General features: G+C 42.6%; 15 protein-coding genes. 9 read left to right on the forward strand and 6 right to left on the reverse strand.

The annotated features are described in order from the left end of the window. Window positions 1-124 precede the first annotated feature (124 nt). The 7 genes from KSX81_RS08810 to KSX81_RS08840 all read left to right on the forward strand — a co-directional run bounded on the left by KSX81_RS08810 (window position 125) and on the right by KSX81_RS08840 (window position 10,899). Complete coding sequence (locus tag KSX81_RS08810; protein WP_004323272.1) at window positions 125-3,514, forward strand: TonB-dependent receptor; 3,390 nt, start codon at window positions 125-127, stop codon at window positions 3,512-3,514. Between the two features lie 25 nt (window positions 3,515-3,539). Further along, window positions 3,540-5,447, forward strand: a complete 1,908-nt coding sequence (locus KSX81_RS08815) for a RagB/SusD family nutrient uptake outer membrane protein (RefSeq protein ID WP_004323275.1) — start codon at window positions 3,540-3,542, stop codon at window positions 5,445-5,447. 18 nt (window positions 5,448-5,465) lie between these two features. Further along, on the forward strand, window positions 5,466-6,518 hold the full coding sequence (locus KSX81_RS08820) for a DUF1735 domain-containing protein (RefSeq protein ID WP_254884201.1): 1,053 nt from the start codon (window positions 5,466-5,468) through the stop codon (window positions 6,516-6,518). 120 nt (window positions 6,519-6,638) lie between these two features. Continuing rightward, window positions 6,639-7,028, forward strand: coding sequence for a hypothetical protein (locus KSX81_RS08825; protein WP_254884202.1), 390 nt, complete (start codon window positions 6,639-6,641; stop codon window positions 7,026-7,028). 1 nt (window position 7,029) lies between these two features. Continuing rightward, on the forward strand, window positions 7,030-8,427 hold the full coding sequence (locus KSX81_RS08830; protein ID WP_004296227.1) for an alpha-galactosidase: 1,398 nt from the start codon (window positions 7,030-7,032) through the stop codon (window positions 8,425-8,427). Between the two features lie 5 nt (window positions 8,428-8,432). Further along, window positions 8,433-8,846, forward strand: coding sequence for a CBM35 domain-containing protein (locus tag KSX81_RS08835; RefSeq protein WP_004323277.1), 414 nt, complete (start codon window positions 8,433-8,435; stop codon window positions 8,844-8,846). A 4-nt stretch (window positions 8,847-8,850) separates the two neighbouring features. Further along, on the forward strand, window positions 8,851-10,899 hold the full coding sequence (locus KSX81_RS08840) for a hypothetical protein (RefSeq protein WP_004296229.1): 2,049 nt from the start codon (window positions 8,851-8,853) through the stop codon (window positions 10,897-10,899). A 92-nt stretch (window positions 10,900-10,991) separates the two neighbouring features. On the opposite strand, the gene KSX81_RS08845 is transcribed toward KSX81_RS08840, so the two are convergent. The 5 genes from KSX81_RS08845 to rpoN form a co-directional block, all read right to left on the reverse strand. Continuing rightward, window positions 10,992-12,833: a 4-hydroxy-3-methylbut-2-en-1-yl diphosphate synthase gene (locus KSX81_RS08845; protein ID WP_004296230.1), complete on the reverse strand. Its 1,842-nt coding sequence runs from the start codon at window positions 12,831-12,833 to the stop codon at window positions 10,992-10,994. Next, entirely contained in the window at window positions 12,833-13,342 is a 510-nt protein-coding gene (purE, locus tag KSX81_RS08850; protein ID WP_004296231.1) for a 5-(carboxyamino)imidazole ribonucleotide mutase, read from the reverse strand. Before purE ends, KSX81_RS08845 begins: the two co-directional genes overlap by 1 nt. A gap of 91 nt (window positions 13,343-13,433) precedes the next feature. Next, the gene (gene gcvH / locus KSX81_RS08855; protein ID WP_004296232.1) at window positions 13,434-13,814 is read right to left on the reverse strand and encodes a glycine cleavage system protein GcvH; all 381 of its coding nucleotides are present in this window, start codon (window positions 13,812-13,814) and stop codon (window positions 13,434-13,436) included. Window positions 13,815-13,843: 29 nt separating this feature from the next. Continuing rightward, window positions 13,844-14,515: a phosphatase PAP2 family protein gene (locus KSX81_RS08860; protein WP_004296233.1), complete on the reverse strand. Its 672-nt coding sequence runs from the start codon at window positions 14,513-14,515 to the stop codon at window positions 13,844-13,846. Between the two features lie 64 nt (window positions 14,516-14,579). Beyond that, on the reverse strand, window positions 14,580-16,067 hold the full coding sequence (gene rpoN, locus KSX81_RS08865) for an RNA polymerase factor sigma-54 (RefSeq protein ID WP_004296234.1): 1,488 nt from the start codon (window positions 16,065-16,067) through the stop codon (window positions 14,580-14,582). A 138-nt stretch (window positions 16,068-16,205) separates the two neighbouring features. Here rpoN and KSX81_RS08870 point away from each other — a divergent pair, with 138 nt between their 5' ends. Further along, entirely contained in the window at window positions 16,206-17,579 is a 1,374-nt protein-coding gene (locus KSX81_RS08870) for an aminopeptidase P family protein (protein WP_004296235.1), read from the forward strand. A 218-nt stretch (window positions 17,580-17,797) separates the two neighbouring features. Continuing rightward, window positions 17,798-19,108, forward strand: a complete 1,311-nt coding sequence (locus KSX81_RS08875) for an acetylxylan esterase (RefSeq protein WP_004323281.1) — start codon at window positions 17,798-17,800, stop codon at window positions 19,106-19,108. 4 nt (window positions 19,109-19,112) lie between these two features. On the opposite strand, the gene KSX81_RS08880 is transcribed toward KSX81_RS08875, so the two are convergent. Then, on the reverse strand, window positions 19,113-19,514 hold the full coding sequence (locus tag KSX81_RS08880; RefSeq protein ID WP_004296238.1) for a hypothetical protein: 402 nt from the start codon (window positions 19,512-19,514) through the stop codon (window positions 19,113-19,115). Window positions 19,515-19,730 lie beyond the last annotated feature (216 nt).

Genomic DNA, 19,730 nt, shown 5'->3' on the forward strand with positions numbered 1-19,730 from the left:
TTATACGTAATATTATGAGAAACAAAAGTCCTTAAAAAGAAGGCTGAATGATAATTGCAGTATCATCCAGCCGAAAAATCAAACAACATTTAATTGTTTAATTTCTTAAAAACGTTGTAAATATATGAAAAATACCAGTAGCACATTTCTTACAAGGGTGAGAATGGCTCGCATATTATTTCTTTTTAGTGTTTGTTTTCTTTCTTTACACTCTTATGCGGCGAACATAGGAGCGTATGCTCAACAGAAAAACTTAACAATTGAAATGCGGAACAAAACAGTTAAGGAAGTACTTGATTATATAGAAAAAAACAGTGAATTTATCTTTTTCTATTATAGCAAAGCGATTGATACGAAACGTATAGTCAGTTTGTCTGTAAAGGACCAACCGATAACCGTTATTCTCGATCAGTTATTTAAGAATACAGATGTCCTGTATGAAATTAAAGACCGGCAGATTTCTCTGAAAAGAGAAGAGTTGCCTACAGAGCAACGTCCGCAGGATTCGAAACAACAAAAGCGCAAATTGGTAGGAACCGTTACGGATGCTTCTTCCAGCGATCCTTTGGTGGGGGTCAGTATTTCTGTAAAAAACTCCCCGGGAACAGGAACAATTACAGATTTAGATGGTAAGTTTTCAATAGAGGTTTCAAATAATACAGAGTTAACATTTTCTTATATCGGATACAAACAGCAGGTATTGAGTGTAGGCGATTTGGGAGTTTTGAAAGTGAAAATGCAATCGGACAACGAGGTGCTGGATGAAGTGGTGGTGGTAGGAGCCGGCACACAGAAAAAAGTATCCGTAACCGGTGCTATTTCCACTGTAAAAGGTGTAGAATTGCGTGCACCGAGTTCTTCACTGACCAATAATCTTACAGGAAAGCTGGCAGGTGTGGTATCGATGACAACCAGTGGAGAACCGGGTTCCGTATCCGATTTCTATATCAGGGGAATCGGAACATTCGGGGGACGTGCAACACCTTTAATTCTGATGGACGATATCGAAATTTCGAGTGGCGACCTTAATAATATCCCTACCGAATCGATCGCCAGCTTTTCAATCTTGAAGGATGCATCGGCAACTGCTATTTATGGCGCTCGCGGTGCTAATGGAGTGCTGCTTATCAAAACGAAAGACGGTATGGAAAACACGCGGGCACAGATAAATATCACGTTCGAAAATTCATTTCTAAGACCGGCAAACACGCTGAAGTTCGTCGATGGCCCTACGTTTATGAATATGTACAATGAAGCCTTGGTGACTCGTACTCCAAGCGCAACACCCAAATATTCGGATGACGTCATAGAATATACAAGGAGCGGAATCAATCCGTATGTTTATCCGAACGTGGATTGGTATGACCTGCTTTTCAAAAATTCTACCATGAACCAACGGGCAAACATTAATGTACAGGGAGGTAGTTCGAAGGTTACCTATTACATGAGTTTGCAAGCAAATCATGATAGCGGTATGCTCAACTCCCCCAAGCGTTACTCTTTTGACACGAACATCAACAGATGGGAGTACATTTTCCAAAGTAACATATCCTATAAGATGACTCCGACAACCACTGTCGAGCTACGCATGAACGACCAGATAGGATATGCCAAAGGACCGTCTTTTTCAACTTCCGACCTGTTCTATCTTACCTACAATACCAATCCGGTGGCATTTCCGGCATCTTTTCCGGCAGAAGAAGGTGACAAGCATATACGTTTCGGAGGGGCAATGCTTAGTGGAAATTCGATGTATAACAACCCTTATGCATATATGATAAATAATTTCAGAGGATCCAATCATAATACCATCAACACCTCTGTTCGTATTAATCAGAACTTTGATTTTGTGACAAAGGGACTTTCCGCCTCTATTCTGGTTAACTGGAAAAACTATTCAAACTCATCTTATACCAAATCACTTGCCCCCTATTACTATCGCGTACAGGATGGCAGTTGGAATGTCGATTCGCCCGACCTTTATGCATTGGAGCAACTGACTTCGGGATCTGAATATATATCCCAGTCGGATATAGAGCGCTACCAGGACAATACCTTTTATATGGACGGACGCATCAATTACAGCAGGCAGTTCGGCCGACATGCCGTATCGGGAATGTTGATGTATATGATGCGTGAATACAGATCCAGCGTATTACCCAACCGCAACCAAGGATTATCTGCCCGTATCACCTACGATTACAACCAGAAATATCTGGCCGAAATAAATTGCGGTTATAACGGAACGGAACGTCTGGTAGAAGGAGAACGGTTCGAGTTATTTCCCGCCATATCTTTAGGCTGGGTTATCAGTAACGAGGATTTCTGGACTCCACTGCGTTCAATTGTATCTTTCCTCAAGCTCCGGGGATCTTATGGACTGGTAGGCAGCGATGATACGGGAAAAAGTGCGGGAGCTGCCCACTTTCTCTATATAAATGATATAAAGCTCGACGATTTGGGTTATGGAACCGGACCTGATGGAAGTGTTGTCGCCAAAGGACCCAGCGTTTCATATTATGCTGTCAGAAATGCACATTGGGAAAGAGTGAAAAAGTTCGATATCGGTATAGACATGAATCTATTCAACCAGCTCAATATTGTTTTCGACTATTTTCATGACAAACGAGATCGCATCCTTCTCAAACGAGGTTCTTTTCCTAGACTATTAGGATACGCTAATGCTGTGCCATGGAGTAACATTGGTAAAGTAGACAATCGAGGTATCGAGCTGGCTGTCAATTGGCGAAAGAAAATCACCAATGATTTAAATATGGACCTGCGTTTCAATTTGACATATAATAAGAATAAATACATCTACAAAGATGAACCGGATTACCCTTACGTGTGGCAGTCGGAAACTGGTAAACCCTTGAGTAACACGATAGGATACATTGCCGAAGGGTTATTCAAAGACCAGGCGGATATAGAAATGAGCCCTTCGCAGGATGAATTGGGAAGTACGGTAATGCCAGGTGATATCAAATATCGCGATGTAAACGGTGATGGCAAAATAAATTCAAAAGATCAGGTTATGATTTCGCAATATGGCAATGTGCCGCGCATTCAGTATGGAATTGGGCTAGACATGACATATAAATCTTTCGATTTCGGAATGTTTTTCAATGGTTCTGCCCAACGGACAATCATGGTATCAGGCATTATGCCATTTCGCGGTGATGCTTCAACCGGTGATCGAAACGTGATGCAGTTTATCGCCAACGACTACTGGAGCGAAGCTAATCCGAATCCGGATGCGAAATTTCCACGATTAGGTATTACTGACAGTCAAGTGGCAAACAACTCTGTCAACAGCACCTACTGGATGCACAACGGACGTTTTATCCGCTTTAAAACCCTTGAACTCGGATATAGTTTTCCGTACTGCCGTGTTTATATCAATGGGGATAATCTGGCTGTGTGGAGTCCTTTTAAAGAGTGGGATCCGGAATTGTCATGGAATGCGTATCCTCTTCAACGGACTATCAATATTGGAGTGCAGCTAAAATTCTAAGTTCTATATAACCAAAATATAAAATATGAAAACCATTAAGATCATATCACGATTCATACTAAGTGTGACTGCCGCATGTTGCATGGCTTCTTGCAACTATCTGGACGTTGTCCCGGATGAAACAGCCGACTTGCCCGACGCAATGAAAGACAGAGCTTCCACATTGGGTTTCCTTCATTCATGTTATACTTATTTCGAGTGGTTTTACACAGTTGAAAACTCATTCATCAACTCGACCGATGAATATGCCCGCCCCTTACTATGGGCTGACGACGGACAGAAAGCGGCATGGAACCAGCTTTCTCCTTCCAGTCAAACCGCCCCGTGGAATAGTTGTTACGATGGAATAGGACGATGCCATCTATTCATGGATCAGCTTGACAAGAGCAATCCGACGGGAGTAACCGAGAGCGATAAAAGACGCTGGAAAGCCGAAGCTTTGTTCTGTCGGGCACTCTATCATTTTATGTTACTAGAGTCATACGGACCTATACCATTAGTGACTGAACATTACAATCAAAACCTTGACAAAAAGGATTTTCCGGGCAGATCGCATTTCGATGTATGTGTAGACTCCATAGCTGAATGGTTTGACCGGGCTGCCTTCGAATTGCCGCCAACAGTACAGAACAGCGAACTGGGACGTGCTACTTCAACAGCTTGCAAAGCCTTAAAAGCGCGATTGTTGGTTTATGCCGCCTCCCCCCTGTGGAATGGCTCATTCCCTTATTCAAACTGGAAGAACACTAACTTTGAAACTCCGGGATATGGAAAGGAGTTAGTCAGCAGAACATACGATGAAAACAAATGGGAACGCGCCCTGACAGCTTGCAACGAGGCTCTTGATTGGGCACTGACTCAAGGTAACCGCAAACTGTTCGACCTTGCCACTTCCACCAGTATCAGAATAAACCAAGGAGTTCCATTGCCTAATATAGAGGGGGTTGATGACCAGTTTAAAGAGTCGGTAATGCTCATGCGTTACCTCAATACGACACGTGAGACTGATGGCAATAAAGAAGTAATCTTTGCCATCGGAAGCGGTGACAACTATGGCATCTATTCACAAATACCTCATGGCGTCACCACTTACAACGGCTCTCCTGTAGGAGGATGGGGAGGTATTGCTGTTTTCTTGAACTCTGTTGAAAGATTTTATACAAAGAATGGAAAATTGCCCCAATACGATCATACTTTTCCCGATAAATCGGACTGGTTTGAATCGGCAGGTCTGTCTAATCCGGATATCATAAAACTGAATGTCAATCGTGAACCGCGTTTCTATGCATGGGTTTGTTACGATGGAGGTGAATATAGTTCGTTCATAGCCGATGGCTCACCACTGATACTTGAAGCGCGTAACTCGCAAAAACATGGGTACAACCCTGACAGATATAATAGAGATAATAATGCAACCGGATATTTCTCCAAAAAGAGAATACAACCAAACTTCCAATGGCGCTCTCAAGATAATGGCAATAATTATGCTCATACTCCACTGGCAGTCATACGTTTGGCGGAATTATACCTCAATCTGGCGGAATGTCATGCTGCATTGAACAGCAAACAAGATGTCTTGGACAACCTGAACATTGTTCGTAATCGTGCAGGTATTCCCGATTTAGAATTATCTGACATAAACTCTGATATGAGTTTAATGGATTGGGTGCGCAGTGAACGTTATGCTGAATTATGGTTTGAAGGACACCGCTATTTTGATGCCCGGCGTTGGACAATTGCTCCGGAGGTATTCAAAGCCGGTGTCCGTGAAGGTCTTAATGCCATCGCAAAAAAAGATCCATCGTTCCGTGAGTTTAACCAAAGAGTAAAGGTGGACCAACCTTTTATGTGGAACAACAAAATGTATCTTCTTCCGATCAATGACTCGGAGATATACAGCAATCCCCAACTAGTACAATCGCCCGAATATTAATTTAGAATTACCAGAATTATGAAAACGATATTATTGAAATTAATTTTAATACTTGGTGTATGTCAGATTGTATATTCATGTAGCAACGAATATTCGAATGATAAGTTATTCCCTGAAGAATATCACAAAATATTGTATTTCAAGAACGAGGGCAAGCATATATTTAGTTGGCAGGCTTCTGAAAATACGGTCGAAGAGCCTCTTCTGGTTATTAAGGCAGGAAGTGACCCGTCTTTGACTGCAACGGTTAACGTGCGTGCATTGACACAACAGGAAATCGATGAAAATTATAGCCAGCCCGAAAATCAAAGTTACAAGACAATAACGCCTGATGCATATTCATTTAAAGACGGAGTTCACGAACTAACGTTTGCAACTAACGAGACGTCGAAATATCTTTATCTGAATTTTGATGTAGCTAAAATATATCAGTTAATCAAATCGGCACCTGGATCTAAACTTGTTTTGGCACTCCAGTTGGAAAGTACAGAAGAGGGTATTGTGAATGTTGAAATGAACCGGGTCTTATATGTTTTTGATATAAACGGGCAGCAAGTGGAATGGGGAAAAAAGGATATACAGATTGAAAGTGCGACATATAGTTCAATGAGTGTAAAACTCAAAGCCGAAATTGCAGATAATATATCCAATTTCTCTTGCGGACTCGATTTCTCACAAAACGCGCAACTGGTGTCTGCATATAATGATTTTCATTCAACCAATTATGAAGCGCTTCCCGCAGGAGCCTACCATGTGAATGATTTTTCTTTTGCAAATGGCAATGATGATGCTACAACGACATTGACAGTAGCAAGTTCAACATTGCAAAAAGATAAGCACTATCTTCTTCCGTTGAAGTTTGCAGCCCCCTCGTCCCCACAAATAGAGGTATCGGACGAGATTTATTACCTGACTGTTGTGGTACCTGCTGATCCACAAGTCATTCCCGACAACAGAGAATGGAAAATATTGCTATGCAACAGCGACCAGAAGATGGAGAATCCCTCATCAACGGATGGGGATAATATCGGAGCCGGAGCCATCATAGATGGAATTTTCGACAATCACTAGCATTCGAGTTATTGGGGAAAAGATGTCAATGGATTCAATAATAAAGATGACTACCACTATGGCTTCACAGATTATCATTGTTTTGATGGAATGAGAACACCTATCACAATTGTCATAGATATGAAGAATTCAATAGAAGTAAGCGATATCGGACTGACTCAACGAAGAGATAACGCGAACATTAAGAAGATAGATTTCTATGTTTCGGACGATCCTCTATTTTTATTCAAAACGATTGCCGATGGAGGAACATCTGCTGATTACTCGGCTGTGGCACTAAATAACTGGACGCTTCTCTTTTCTAAAGAGAACGCTCCACGACAGAATGAAACCATCTGGTTCGGTGACAGTGAGACGATAACGCCACAAAAGGGACGATTCCTGAAAATTGTAATTTCCAGTGCATACAACGATCCCTATGGGCTCAATGGTGTGGATTACATCGTTGTCGGTATGGCCGAATTGCAAGTAAAACAACTTTCTACAATGATTGGAAAAATAATTCAATAAGATGAAACACAGATTTAATTTTTTAACACTTTTGCTGGTATTGTTTACAATACCAGCAGGTATCTTTGCCAGAGAAAGCAAATTCACAAAGCGAGGCAGCGGACCATTGTTTTGGAATATGTACCAATACAATTTCCGGTATGGAACATCAATGCCTGAAGATGTTTGGAAAAAGAATATCGACTGGCTTGCCGAGGAGTTTTTACCTTATGGATATGATATGGCAGCTACTGACGGTTGGTTATTTAACCTCAATTCTATAGATCAATATGGTTATCTGACCAAATATGACAGTTCGTGGACATACGGACTGAAGTATTGGGGCGATTATCTCAAAAGTAAAGGCATGAGATTCGGATTCTATTTCAACCCATTATGGGTACCTAAAGCTGCCTATGTGCAGAATAATAATATCAAAGGAACTTCCATTCCGATAACTGACGTGGTAGGCACTACAAAGTTTGAAGATCACCTGTACTGGATAGATACTGACAAACCAGGAGCGGAACAGTGGGTGAAAGGCTGTATCAGAACAATGATAGATCAGGGAATAGAGTTGCTGAAGATAGACTTTCTTGGTTACTATGAACGGGATTACGGAACCAATAGATACATCAAGGCATTGAAATGGATGGCTGAAGAAGCCGGAGATGAAATGTTGCTTAGTTACTCTGTTCCTAATTGTCGCAACGATGCCCGCAACGAGATTATTTATGCGGATATGATTCGCATAAGTACTGACTGTGACGGTGGCGGATGGTGGTTTATCAGCGACAAAGAGCGCGGACAGGTTAACGAAAGCGGACAAGGTGATAAATACCGAAGTGCTTTTGATGGATTAATCGGATGGGCTGATATTATCGGGGTGAAAGGACAAACTATAATGGATCCCGATTTTGTTCAACTCAACACATTGGCAAGCGATGCCGAAAGAGAGTTTCATATCTCAATGTTGCTGGTTAGCGGTTCTCCAATTGGTATCACCGATCAATATAATACGATTGGTGATTGCGCCAAATTCTACAAAAACACAGAGATGCTGGAATTGAATAAACTCGGTTTTGTAGGTAAGCCACTTAGTACCAGTATATGGGATAAACAAAACAGTTCGAGATGGATAGGACAACTTCCTGATGGAGATTGGATTGTCGGGCTGTTCAATAGAGAATCGACAGTGCTTGAATATGGTATTGATTTTGAAAAGGAACTGGGAATTAAAGGTGGAAAGGTGAAGAATGTACGTGATTTGTGGCTGCATCAGGATTTAGGCGCAATGTCGGGCCGATACTCGGTGCGACTTGAACCACATTCATGTAAGGTTTTACGTATCAAACCCAATTCAAAGAGATACAAAGCGGCTGTTGCCTCACTCAGAAATGGTGCAGTTATAAATAGATAATGATTATGAAAGGATACCCTCAATATTTATGGTTTGTAGTTCTCGCCCTATTACTGGTTTGCACAGGTTGTAGCAATGAGGGTGAGACAGAAGACGATAACAACCAGCATGTTAAAGTCGAAGGCTTTTATGTCAAAGGGCTTGAAAACGTAAATGCATGTGTTGAGTTTGATGTAGAGGTTGATGCCGCCGGTACATATACATTGCATGTCATGGGCTACAACTATTCCAAAGGGACAGCTACGTGTAGCTTATATGTCAACGGTCAAAAACAATCGCAACTTGGATTTCAGGAACAATCCAACTGGAGCGAAAAAGTAGTTCAGGTATCGTTGGCAGCCGGCATAAATCAAATAGCCTTTCAACGGGACGCTGGTGATAACGGACAGTTTTATCTCGATTACATAGAAATAGACTAATAGTATGTTTACCAGAAAGATGAAAATCGTTTTATTGCTTTTTGTATTGTTCTGCCTTGCAGATAATGCTAATGCTACACCTCGCTGGCGTATCCTGGATAGTGGAGCGATAGAATGGCAGATAGACGGTCGGCTCCCCCATTATGACCATATTGAAATGAGCGGTTTAAAGGTTTCAGCGGTATTACGTTATGGCGTAAACGGCGATGGGCAATTTGTGATGGAACGTTCAATGATATGGCCTATGTTGCGGACGATACCCAACAATACACATGCAAGCCTGATGCAACGATTTGCAATTGATTACGCTTCTTTGTTGTTAGTTAATGGTATGGCTCTCAACAATGAAAAAGTGAAATCGATATGTATCGACGGACGACTCACGGTAGTAAGCCTTTTTGCTATTGGATACCAGAATACAGGTACGGCACGCAATAGAGAGCCAGTACCTGTAGTCGAACTTACGAGATCATTCTTTCCTTCAACAGACAAACCGATGCTTTGTGAACGTTATACGGTCAAGAATATCTCATCAAAACCTATTTCTGTTATTGTACCTTTTCAAAAAGCCGTTTACAAAACCGATCCTGTAAAAGGAGTGGATGGATCATACACTATAGTTACCTCTATACAAAATAAGGAAGACTGTTTATACACTATTGCTCCTAAAGAATCATTGACTTTCGACGCTTCTGTTCAGGCTTATAAAAAAGGAGAGAAAGAATTGATAGTCGATATAGCAGACGAGGAACATAAACGAATGGCCTTTGTCGACAAGATATGGAACAATCTTAGCTTTGTCTCCCCTGATCCGGTAGTAAATACAGCATTTGCTTTTGCTAAAGTAAGAGCAGCAGAGAGTATCTTTGCTACCGGAGGAGGATTCATGCACAGTCCTGGAGGAGAATCATATTATGCAGCTGTTTGGGCGAATGACCAAGCGGAGTATGCCAATCCTTTCTTTCCCTTTTTGGGTTATGATATCGGAAACGCGTCCGCATTAAACTCATTCAGGCTTTTTGCCCGCTTCATGAATTCTGATTACAAACCCATACCCAGCTCTATCATTGCCGAGGGGAAGGATACCTGGAACGGGGCTGGCGATCGTGGCGATGCAGCGATGATAGCTTATGGGGCCGCCCGTTATGCACTAGCCAAAGCAGATAAAAAGGAAGCACAAGAGTTATGGCCCTTGATTGAGTGGTGTCTGGAATACTGCAAAAGAAAAATAAATGCTTCCGGAATTGTGACTTCAGATGCTGATGAGCTTGAAGGACGCTTTCCAGCAGGTAACGCAAACCTTTGTACATCAAGTTTGTATTATGACGCTCTGGTATCGGCAAGCTATCTTGCCAAAGAACTTGGCAAGCAGTCTTCTGTTTCAAAAGAATATGCCCGGCAGGCGAAAGTATTAAAAAATAATATAAACAATTATTTTGGTAGCCGTATAGAAGGGTTCGACAGTTACCGCTATTATGAAGGCAATGATATTTTACGTTCATGGATAGCTATCCCTCTGACAGTCGGGATCTTTGAAAAGAAGACAGGAACCGTCGAAGCATTATTCTCTCCCCGTTTGTGGAGCAAAGACGGCTTATTGACACAAGCCGGAACAGATACTTTCTGGGACAGATCTACTCTTTACGCTCTACGAGGAGTGTATAGCGCAGGAGCAAGGGAGAGGGCAATGGAACACATGGCATATTACTCACAGCAACGCCTGCTTGGGGAACATGTTCCATATCCTATCGAGGCCTGGCCCGAAGGAAACCAACGGCATTTGTCAGCCGAAAGTGCTTTGTATTGCCGTATAGTAACCGAAGGTATTTTTGGTATTCGTCCGACAGGATTTAATTCATTCTCACTCTGTCCACAACTACCTGATAAATGGAATTCGATGAGATTGAATAATGTTTCGGCATTTGCATTTTCGCCGTTTGATATAATCGTTGAACGACAAGGAAATAAAATAAAGACCTATGTGCTACGTAATGGAAAGCCCGTGAAAACATATCACACAGAGAATGGGAAAGATATAAATATTACCTTCTAAAATGGCTTTTATTTAGATATGGACTATGCGGATTCCTACTCCTGATTTTAACTAAATCCGTATTCATCCGTGTAATCCATATCTAATCAATATCATTGTTGGTTTTCTTCTCGGTCTATCCGAATAAACTTCAGAAGTCGTTCTACCGCTTCTTCTTCAGGAATATTTTTCTCCACACACACCTTGCCTTTATAGAGACTGATTTTCCCCCGTCCTGCTCCTACATAGCCGTAGTCTGCATCTGCCATCTCACCGGGACCATTCACGATACACCCCATGATGCCGATCTTCAGCCCTTTCAAATGTGAAGTGGCTACCTTAATACGGGCAATAGTCTTTTCCAAGTCGTAAAGTGTACGGCCGCAACCGGGACAAGATATATATTCTGTTTTGGAGGTACGGGTACGTCCGGCCTGCAAGATTCCGAAAGCAGTAGCATCAACGACGGCATGGCTCAAGTTACCCTGATTGAACAGGAAGATGCCATCACAAAGACCGTCAAAAATCAAGGCTCCCATATCGACTGCGGACTTTATCTGCAAATTCTCCGCATCATCTTCCGAATAATGCTGGAAGAAGACAACCGGATTTTGCAAACCTTCCGTCATTAGTTGATGTACCAGTGCACGGTGCTCACCCAAACGGTTCGGATGATTGCTTTGGGAAACAATCACTACTTCCGGATGATGTTTCAGGCAGGCTATCACTTCGTCCGTTTGTGCCATGTAGGGCATAAACAGGAATTTAACCTCTGCATTGCATTCTCCCATTAACGGCAGCTGTGCATGATTGAATGCAGGCCAGGTTCCGTCTTCTCCCTGCCATACATCCGCATCAAGAATATATTCTACTCCGTCTTCCCGTTGATCGGGCAAGGTTCTTCCGGCATAAATATAGTCCGGTGTGAATTGCAGGTTTACCTCTGTCTTCCCATCCATACGGTCGGCAATAACCACAGGTACATGTTCACCTCCGATATTACGGACGGCTTTTGTCTTGCGACGTTCGGGAGACAGATAATTGAATTCCGGTGCCTCCAATCCCGGGATATAAGGATGATCCTGCCTCAACAGAACATAATCCACCAGTTTACGGGCCACCGGGATTTCAGCTTCAGGAGCTTCGCTCAAAGAGACCCGAATGGTATCTCCCAATCCGTCACTCAACAGCGCACCGATGCCAAGGGCGGACTTGATACGTCCGTCTTCTCCATCTCCGGCTTCTGTCACCCCAAGGTGGAGCGGGAAAGTCATCCCCTCTTTTTCCATGACGTCCACCAACAGACGAACAGTCTTCACCATTACCACTGTATTGGAGGCTTTGATGGAAATCACTACATCTGTGAAGTCCTCCGCTACACAGATACGAAGGAATTCCATACAGGATTCCACCATTCCTTCGGGAGTATCGCCATAACGGGACATGATACGATCGGACAGAGAGCCATGATTTACTCCGATCCGGATAGCCGTGTGATTCTCTTTACAGATATTCAGGAACGGGACAAACCGGTCATGGATTTTCTGTATTTCCTGCGCATACTCCTCGTCTGTATATTCCAGTTTCTTAAAAGTACGAGCAGCATCTACATAATTTCCCGGATTGATTCGCACCTTTTCCGCATATTGAGCAGCCACGTCTGCCACTTTCGGATTGAAATGCACATCAGCAACCAACGGAACCATATATCCCTGGCTACGCAGTCCGATATTAATGTTCATCAGATTTTCGGCTTCTTTGATGCCCTGGGTTGTGAGGCGTACATACTCTCCACCTGCATCAACAATACGTTTCGCCTGTTCCACACAAGCCTGTGTATCCTGCGTAGACGTGTTTGTCATCGACTGGACACGAATAGAATTGGGGCCGCCCAACGGCACAGCCCCAATATTTACTTCTGTGGTTTCTCTTCGAAAATAATTGAATAGATCCATTAGTTCGTTTTATATTCAAACTTCACTTCTTTCAGTTCTTCGTTTGCTTTTACGATTTTCTTTTTCAGTCCTTCCTTGTAAGCAGCAAAAGCTTCTGCCAGTTTCTCATCGCTCAATGCCAGCATCTGGATGGCAAGGATAGCGGCATTCATCGCTCCGTTGATGGCAACCGTTGCTACAGGAATGCCCGGAGGCATCTGAATGATAGAATAAAGTGCGTCCACACCATCGAGCACGGAACCTTTTACAGGTACTCCGATCACCGGCAATGTAGTGTTAGCCGCAATTACACCGGGAAGGGCGGCAGCCATTCCGGCAGCAGCGATAATTACTTTAATGCCACGGTTGCGGGCATTCTTCGCAAACTCTTCCACAGCTTCGGGCGTGCGGTGAGCAGAAAGAGCGTTCATTTCGAACGGTACATGCATATCATTCAGTAGCTGTGCAGCCTTCTCCATAACAGGAAGGTCGGACGTGCTGCCCATGATAATACTTACAATTGGAGTCATAGAATAAAAATTAAAAGCCTCTTCACAGCCCTTTCACGAAGAGAGGGGGTTCAGCTACATTCAACTTATATTAGTTATATTTCTGTTTGCACTATCCGTTTACCACGGCTTTATACGCTTCGGCATCCAGTAGATCTTCCACCGCTTTTACATCCGCCGGCTTCACTTTAATCAACCAACCTTCGCCATAGGGATCTTTATTAACCAGTTCCGGGTTTTCTTCCAATGCTTCATTTTGTTCGAGCACCTCACCTGCTATCGGCAGGAAAAGATCGGAAATAGTTTTCACTACTTCAATCGTTCCGAAAGTTTCACCGGCTTCCAACGTTTCACCAACAGTCGGGATATCTACGAACACAATATCGCCCAATTGTTCCTGTGCATAATCGGTGATACCAACGTATGCAATGTCTCCGTCAACGCGAATCCATTCGTGTTCGTTCGTGTACTTCAAATTCTGTGGAAAGTTCATAATGATTAGTTTTTAGGATTTATACTGTTTTAAAATAAAAATACTCGAAATAAGATGTTACTCACCGGATGAAGTACCAAAAGGGCACATATCAGACCGACAGCAAAACCGGAAAGCACCTCACCCAGTGTGTGATGTCCCAGAACAATGCGTGCAGAACCCAATATACCGGCAATCAAAATAAACAGGCATAGCCATCCGACCGGATTGTAACCGAACAAGGCACTGAAAGAAATCAAGCCTCCGATCACCCCGCCCATTCCTGCCATGTGTTCGCTCAACTTCCATTTCAGGTTTACTGCAATGCAAATGATAGACACTACCAGGGAAGCAAGAATGATACCAGTCATATACCACGGGATATTCAGCCTACGCATCATCAGCAGGCAGAACACATACGAGATAATGGTCAGTAGAATAGGTACATAACGCTTCTTACGTTCACTCAACTCCTGACGGGCAAACCCATTGATTTTACGAAACAAGAAAATTGTAATAGTAGGTGTCAGTATGGTGAAGCAGTAAACGATTCCCAACACTATCAACTTATATTGTATCGGCATGATACGAAGATAAGAAAACAGGAATAACACCAGAAACGATAAAAACGGAATAGAAAATGGAGTAAAGACCATCGAAGTGACTCTCGCCACCTGCAACATCGTCTTATCCGCTATGATATGTTCTCTCTCTCTGTCCACTCTTCTTTGATTACTAGTTACTAATTATAAATTACAATTCTCATTCTTCATTGTCAATTATCCATTATTTCCGCAGTCTCGCCACGGGAATATTCAGTTGTTGACGGTATTTGGCTACTGTCCTGCGGGCAATGGGATAACCTTTCTCCTTTAATATATCCGCCAATTCATCATCGGTCAGGGGTTTCTTCTTGTCCTCGCCTTCAATACACTCTTTCAGGATCTTACGAATCTCACGGACAGACATCTCTTCGCCATCTTCTGTGGTATATCCGTCACTGAAAAAGTATTTGAGCGGATAGATACCGTAATTCGTCTGTACATATTTACTGTTACTCACACGGGAGATTGTCGAAATATCCAATCCCGTACGTTCCGCCACGTCTTTCAGAATCATCGGTTTCAATAGCGATTCATCTCCTTCCAAGAAGAAAGGACGTTGCAGGTCGATAATCGCCTGCATGGTAACCATCAAGGTATTCTGACGCTGACGGACAGCATCGATAAATCCTTGTGCCGCATCCATTTTCTGTTTCAGAAACATCATCGCTTCTTTAGATTCCTTAGACTGGTTAGCCCTGTTTTTTGTATGCTCCTCCACCATTTCCGTGAAGTCACGACTCATACGGAGTTCGGGAACATTGCGGTTATTGAGACTTACATTGATGGTTCCGTCATCATACGTTTCCACAATAAAGTCAGGAACTATTTGTTGGAGATTTCTGCCAATTGCTTCTCCTAAAGAAGCACCCGGACGTGGATTCAGTTTGGTTATTTCAGTAATGGTTTCCTGGAAAGTCTCTTCATCAATATCCAGTTTCTTTATAATCTTCTCCCAATGTTTACGGGTGAATTCTTCGTAACATTCTCTGATAATCCTTTCTTCCAGATTCAAGATAGGACTGGGAGTTTTCTCTTCTTCTTTTTTCCGGCGAATCTGTATCAACAGACATTCCTGAAGACTACGCGCACCGATACCTGCCGGATCGAAGTCCTGTAAGATGTTCAATGCTTCTTCCAGTTCTTCTTCGGTCGATTCGATACCGGCATAAATCGCCAGTTCGTCGCAGATACTTTCCAAAGATTTGCGAAGCAATCCGTCATCATCCAATGAACCGATCAGGTATTCCACCAAGTCACACTGGTGCTCTGTCAGGTTGCGTTCACGCAACTGTTCTTTCAGGATTTCATAAAAAGAGGTGGAGTCGGAAAATGGAATATCCTCCGCTTGTTCATCTTTCGAACGGTTGTTCTCTTGCAATTTATAATCGGGAATATCGTCTTCTGTCAGATAGTCACTCAAAGAATCATAGTCATTGGCATCGCTATCCATGCCATCCTCTGCATTCTCGGTATCGGAATATTCATTATCCGTAGCATTCTCTTCTTTACCTTCTTCAAGTGCCGGATTTTCAAGCAGTTCAGCATGGATACGGTCTTCCAACTCTACTGCGGGAAGCTCCAACAGTTTCACGACCAGAATCTGCTGGGGCGAGAGCGTCTGTACCTGCTGTTGCGCCTGAGATTGTATTTGACGGGAACCTTGTGCCATATTCGTTTTTGCTTTCTACTGTTTCTCGCTACAAAAGTAACTTTTTAACGAGAGATTACACAGATTAGGGAGATAATTTTTAATCCTATAACACAAAATTCGTTATCTTTGTTGCACGAACTTAAAAACTAGGACAATATGTTTGCCAAAGAAACGTATATGCAGCGGAGAGCCCTGCTAAAAAAGAACTTAGGCTCCGGAGTGTTGTTATTTCTCGGAAATGACGAGTGCGGACTGAATTACGAAGATAACACATTCCGTTATCGTCAGGATTCCACTTTCCTTTATTATTTCGGACTTTCATGTGCCGGACTTTCGGCTATTATCGATATAGATGAAGACAAAGAAATTATCTTTGGTGATGAGTTGTCTATCGACGCAATCGTATGGATGGGATCACAGCCGACGTTGCACGAAAAATGCGAACGTGTAGGCGTAAAAAATCTGATGCCGTCTGCTGACATTGTAAGCTACCTCCATCAGTGTGTACAGAAAGGGAAAGCAATTCACTATCTGCCTCCTTACCGCCCTGAACATAAACTGAAACTGATGGACTGGCTGGGTATTCCTCCCGCACATCAGGAAGGTTCTGTTCCATTCATCCGTGCCGTGATCGCTCAACGCAACTATAAATCTGCAGAAGAAATCGTAGAAATAGAAAAGGCTTGCGATGTAACTGCCGATATGCATATTACAGCTATGAAAGTACTTCGTCCGGGTATGTACGAATATGAAGTGGTAGCTGAAATGAACCGGGTGGCCGAATCTAATAACTGCCAGCTATCATTCGCTACAATTGCCACTATCAACGGGCAGACTCTGCACAATCATTATCACGGAAATAAAGTGAAGCCGGGTGATTTGTTCTTAATCGATGCCGGTGCAGAAGTAGAGTCAGGTTATGCGGGTGATATGTCGTCTACCATTCCTGCCGATAAGAAGTTCACCACCCGTCAGCGTGAAGTATACGAGATTCAGAACGCCATGCATCTGGAATCCGTAAAGGCTCTCCGTCCGGGTATTCCTTATATGGACGTATACGAACTGTCAGCCCGCGTCATGGTGGACGGTATGAAGACGCTCGGATTGATGAAAGGAAATACCGAGGATGCTGTACGCGAAGGTGCCCATGCGTTGTTCTATCCGCACGGACTAGGTCACATGATGGGATTGGATGTACATGATATGGAGAATCTGGGAGAGATATGGGTAGGTTACAACGGTCAACCGAAGAGCACACAGTTCGGTCGCAAATCGCAACGCCTTGCTATTCCATTGGAACCGGGTTTTGTACACACGGTAGAACCGGGTATTTATTTTATTCCGGAACTGATCGACATGTGGAAAGCAGAAAAGAAATTTACCGATTTTATCAACTACGAGATAGTGGAGACTTATAAGGACTTCGGTGGTATCCGCAATGAGGAAGATTATCTGATTACAGAAACCGGTGCCCGCCGATTAGGCAAGAAGATTCCTTTGACACCGGAAGAGGTGGAAGCTTTAAGATAAAAAGCCTCATCAAAATAAAAGAAGAACCTTTCTTCTATTCAAAATCAATAGCGGAAGCTTTTCATCCGGATGAAAAACTTCCGCTATTTTTGTCAAAGTACCAAATAGTCCATCTAAAATCACATTTTTTCTACCCTTCTTTTCCCGAATCTTGCGTAATATTGCAACAGAATTAAAATAATTCACTTTTTAATGATATAAAAACAATGAATAACACCATGAAGAGACTACTTTTATCTGTATGGCTATTGTCACTTTCCTTACTGTCCGCCGTAGCTGAAAACTATCCTTATAAAAGCGATGTGCTTTGGGTCACCGTACCCAATCATGCCGACTGGCTTTATAAAACCGGAGAAAAAGTAACTGTAGAAGTACAATTCTATAAATACGGCATCCCCAGGGATAATGTAACCGTCACTTATGAAATTGGCGGTGATATGATGCCTGTTGCCGATACAAAAGGAAGTATAACTTTAAAGAATGGCAGGGGGGTGATTCCTGTGGGCACAATGAAAGAGCCGGGATTCCGCGACTGCCGCCTGAAAGCAACCGTAGATGGAAAGACCTATTCACATCATATCAAAGTAGGATTTTCACCGGAGAAACTTCGCCCATATACAACCATGCCTTCCGATTTCAAGGAATTTTGGGAAAAGGCTAAAGCGGAACAAAAGGAGTTTCCCCTAACGTATACCAAAGAACATGTCGAAAAATATTCCACTGATAAAATAGACTGTTATCTCGTAAAATTGCAACTGAACAAACGTAGACAATGCGTCTACGGATATTTATTCTATCCGAAAAAAGAAGGAAAGTTCCCGGTTGTCTTATGCCCTCCGGGAGCAGGAATCAAAACCATCAAAGAACCTCTACGCCATAAATATTATGCGGAACAAGGATGCATCCGTTTTGAATTCGAGATACACGGCCTGAATCCGGAAATGACTGATGAAGAATTTAAAGAAATCAGCAACGCTTTCAATGGCAGAGAAAACGGCTATCTGACCAACGGGCTCGACAGTCGTGATAATTATTATATGAAACGAGTATATCTGGCCTGTGTACGCGGTATCGACTTTCTAACTTCCCTACCGGAATGGGATGGCAAAAATGTAATCGCACAAGGAGGTAGTCAGGGAGGCGCCCTGGCATTAATCGCTGCCGGACTGGATGAACGGGTGACAGCTTGTGTCGCCAATCATCCTGCATTAAGCGATATGGCAGGCTATAAAGCCGGACGTGCCGGCGGATATCCTCATTTCTTCAGGAATTCGGTAGATATGGATACTCCTGAAAAAATAAAGACAATGGCCTATTATGATGTTGTGAACTTTGCGAAATTAATCAAAGTAGATACCTACATGACATGGGGATTCAACGATGATGTATGTCCTCCGACAACCAGCTACATCGTATACAATGTACTAAACTGTCCGAAAGAAGCACTGATTACTCCCATTAATGAGCATTGGACTTCCAACGATACCGAGTATGGACATCTGCTTTGGATAAAGAAGCATTTAAAGTGAAGTTTTAATCATTCCATCTGGATGCGGGCAATTCTTTTTTCCCGTAACCTTTTTTCCAGGCATACGCTTTCCTCTTCCTGAGATAAAGCGTATCGCCACAATGTTTCATCGCCTCCCAATTAAAGATAGAATGGTGACAGATGATCTTTTCAAACCAATAAAGTATGTGATAAGTCACGAATGGTAACACCATCCACCACCATGAAAGCAGTAACGATAAAATAAGTGCTGGTATCAGGGTTAAAGAAAAACATTCCCAATACTGTCTGGCATGAATTCGGAGTTCCATATCTTCCCAGACTTCCAGATATTTATAGCGGGTAAAGAAAAACCAGCCTAACATAAAATAGTGCTTCTTCCCTTTTCCTAAGAACCACTTTGCTAAAAGACTATTATAAAAAATCATATTCACATTTTTTTTGTTGCATGTAGTCCCTTCTTAACAGCAAAAGTAATTAAAGGTTCAATATTTTAAAGTTTTGCATAACAACCATAACATTCTTTCCCTAAATATCACTCAAATATTGTTTATTTTTGTGTTCCCTTGCTTCACTACAACAAAAGGTTTATTTGTATTTTCTGCAAAGGAAACACAATTCACGAATATATCCTAATTTTTCTG

This window comes from Bacteroides sp. MSK.18.37 (genome assembly GCF_019129155.2).
Taxonomy (GTDB): Bacteria; Bacteroidota; Bacteroidia; order Bacteroidales; family Bacteroidaceae; genus Bacteroides; species Bacteroides ovatus.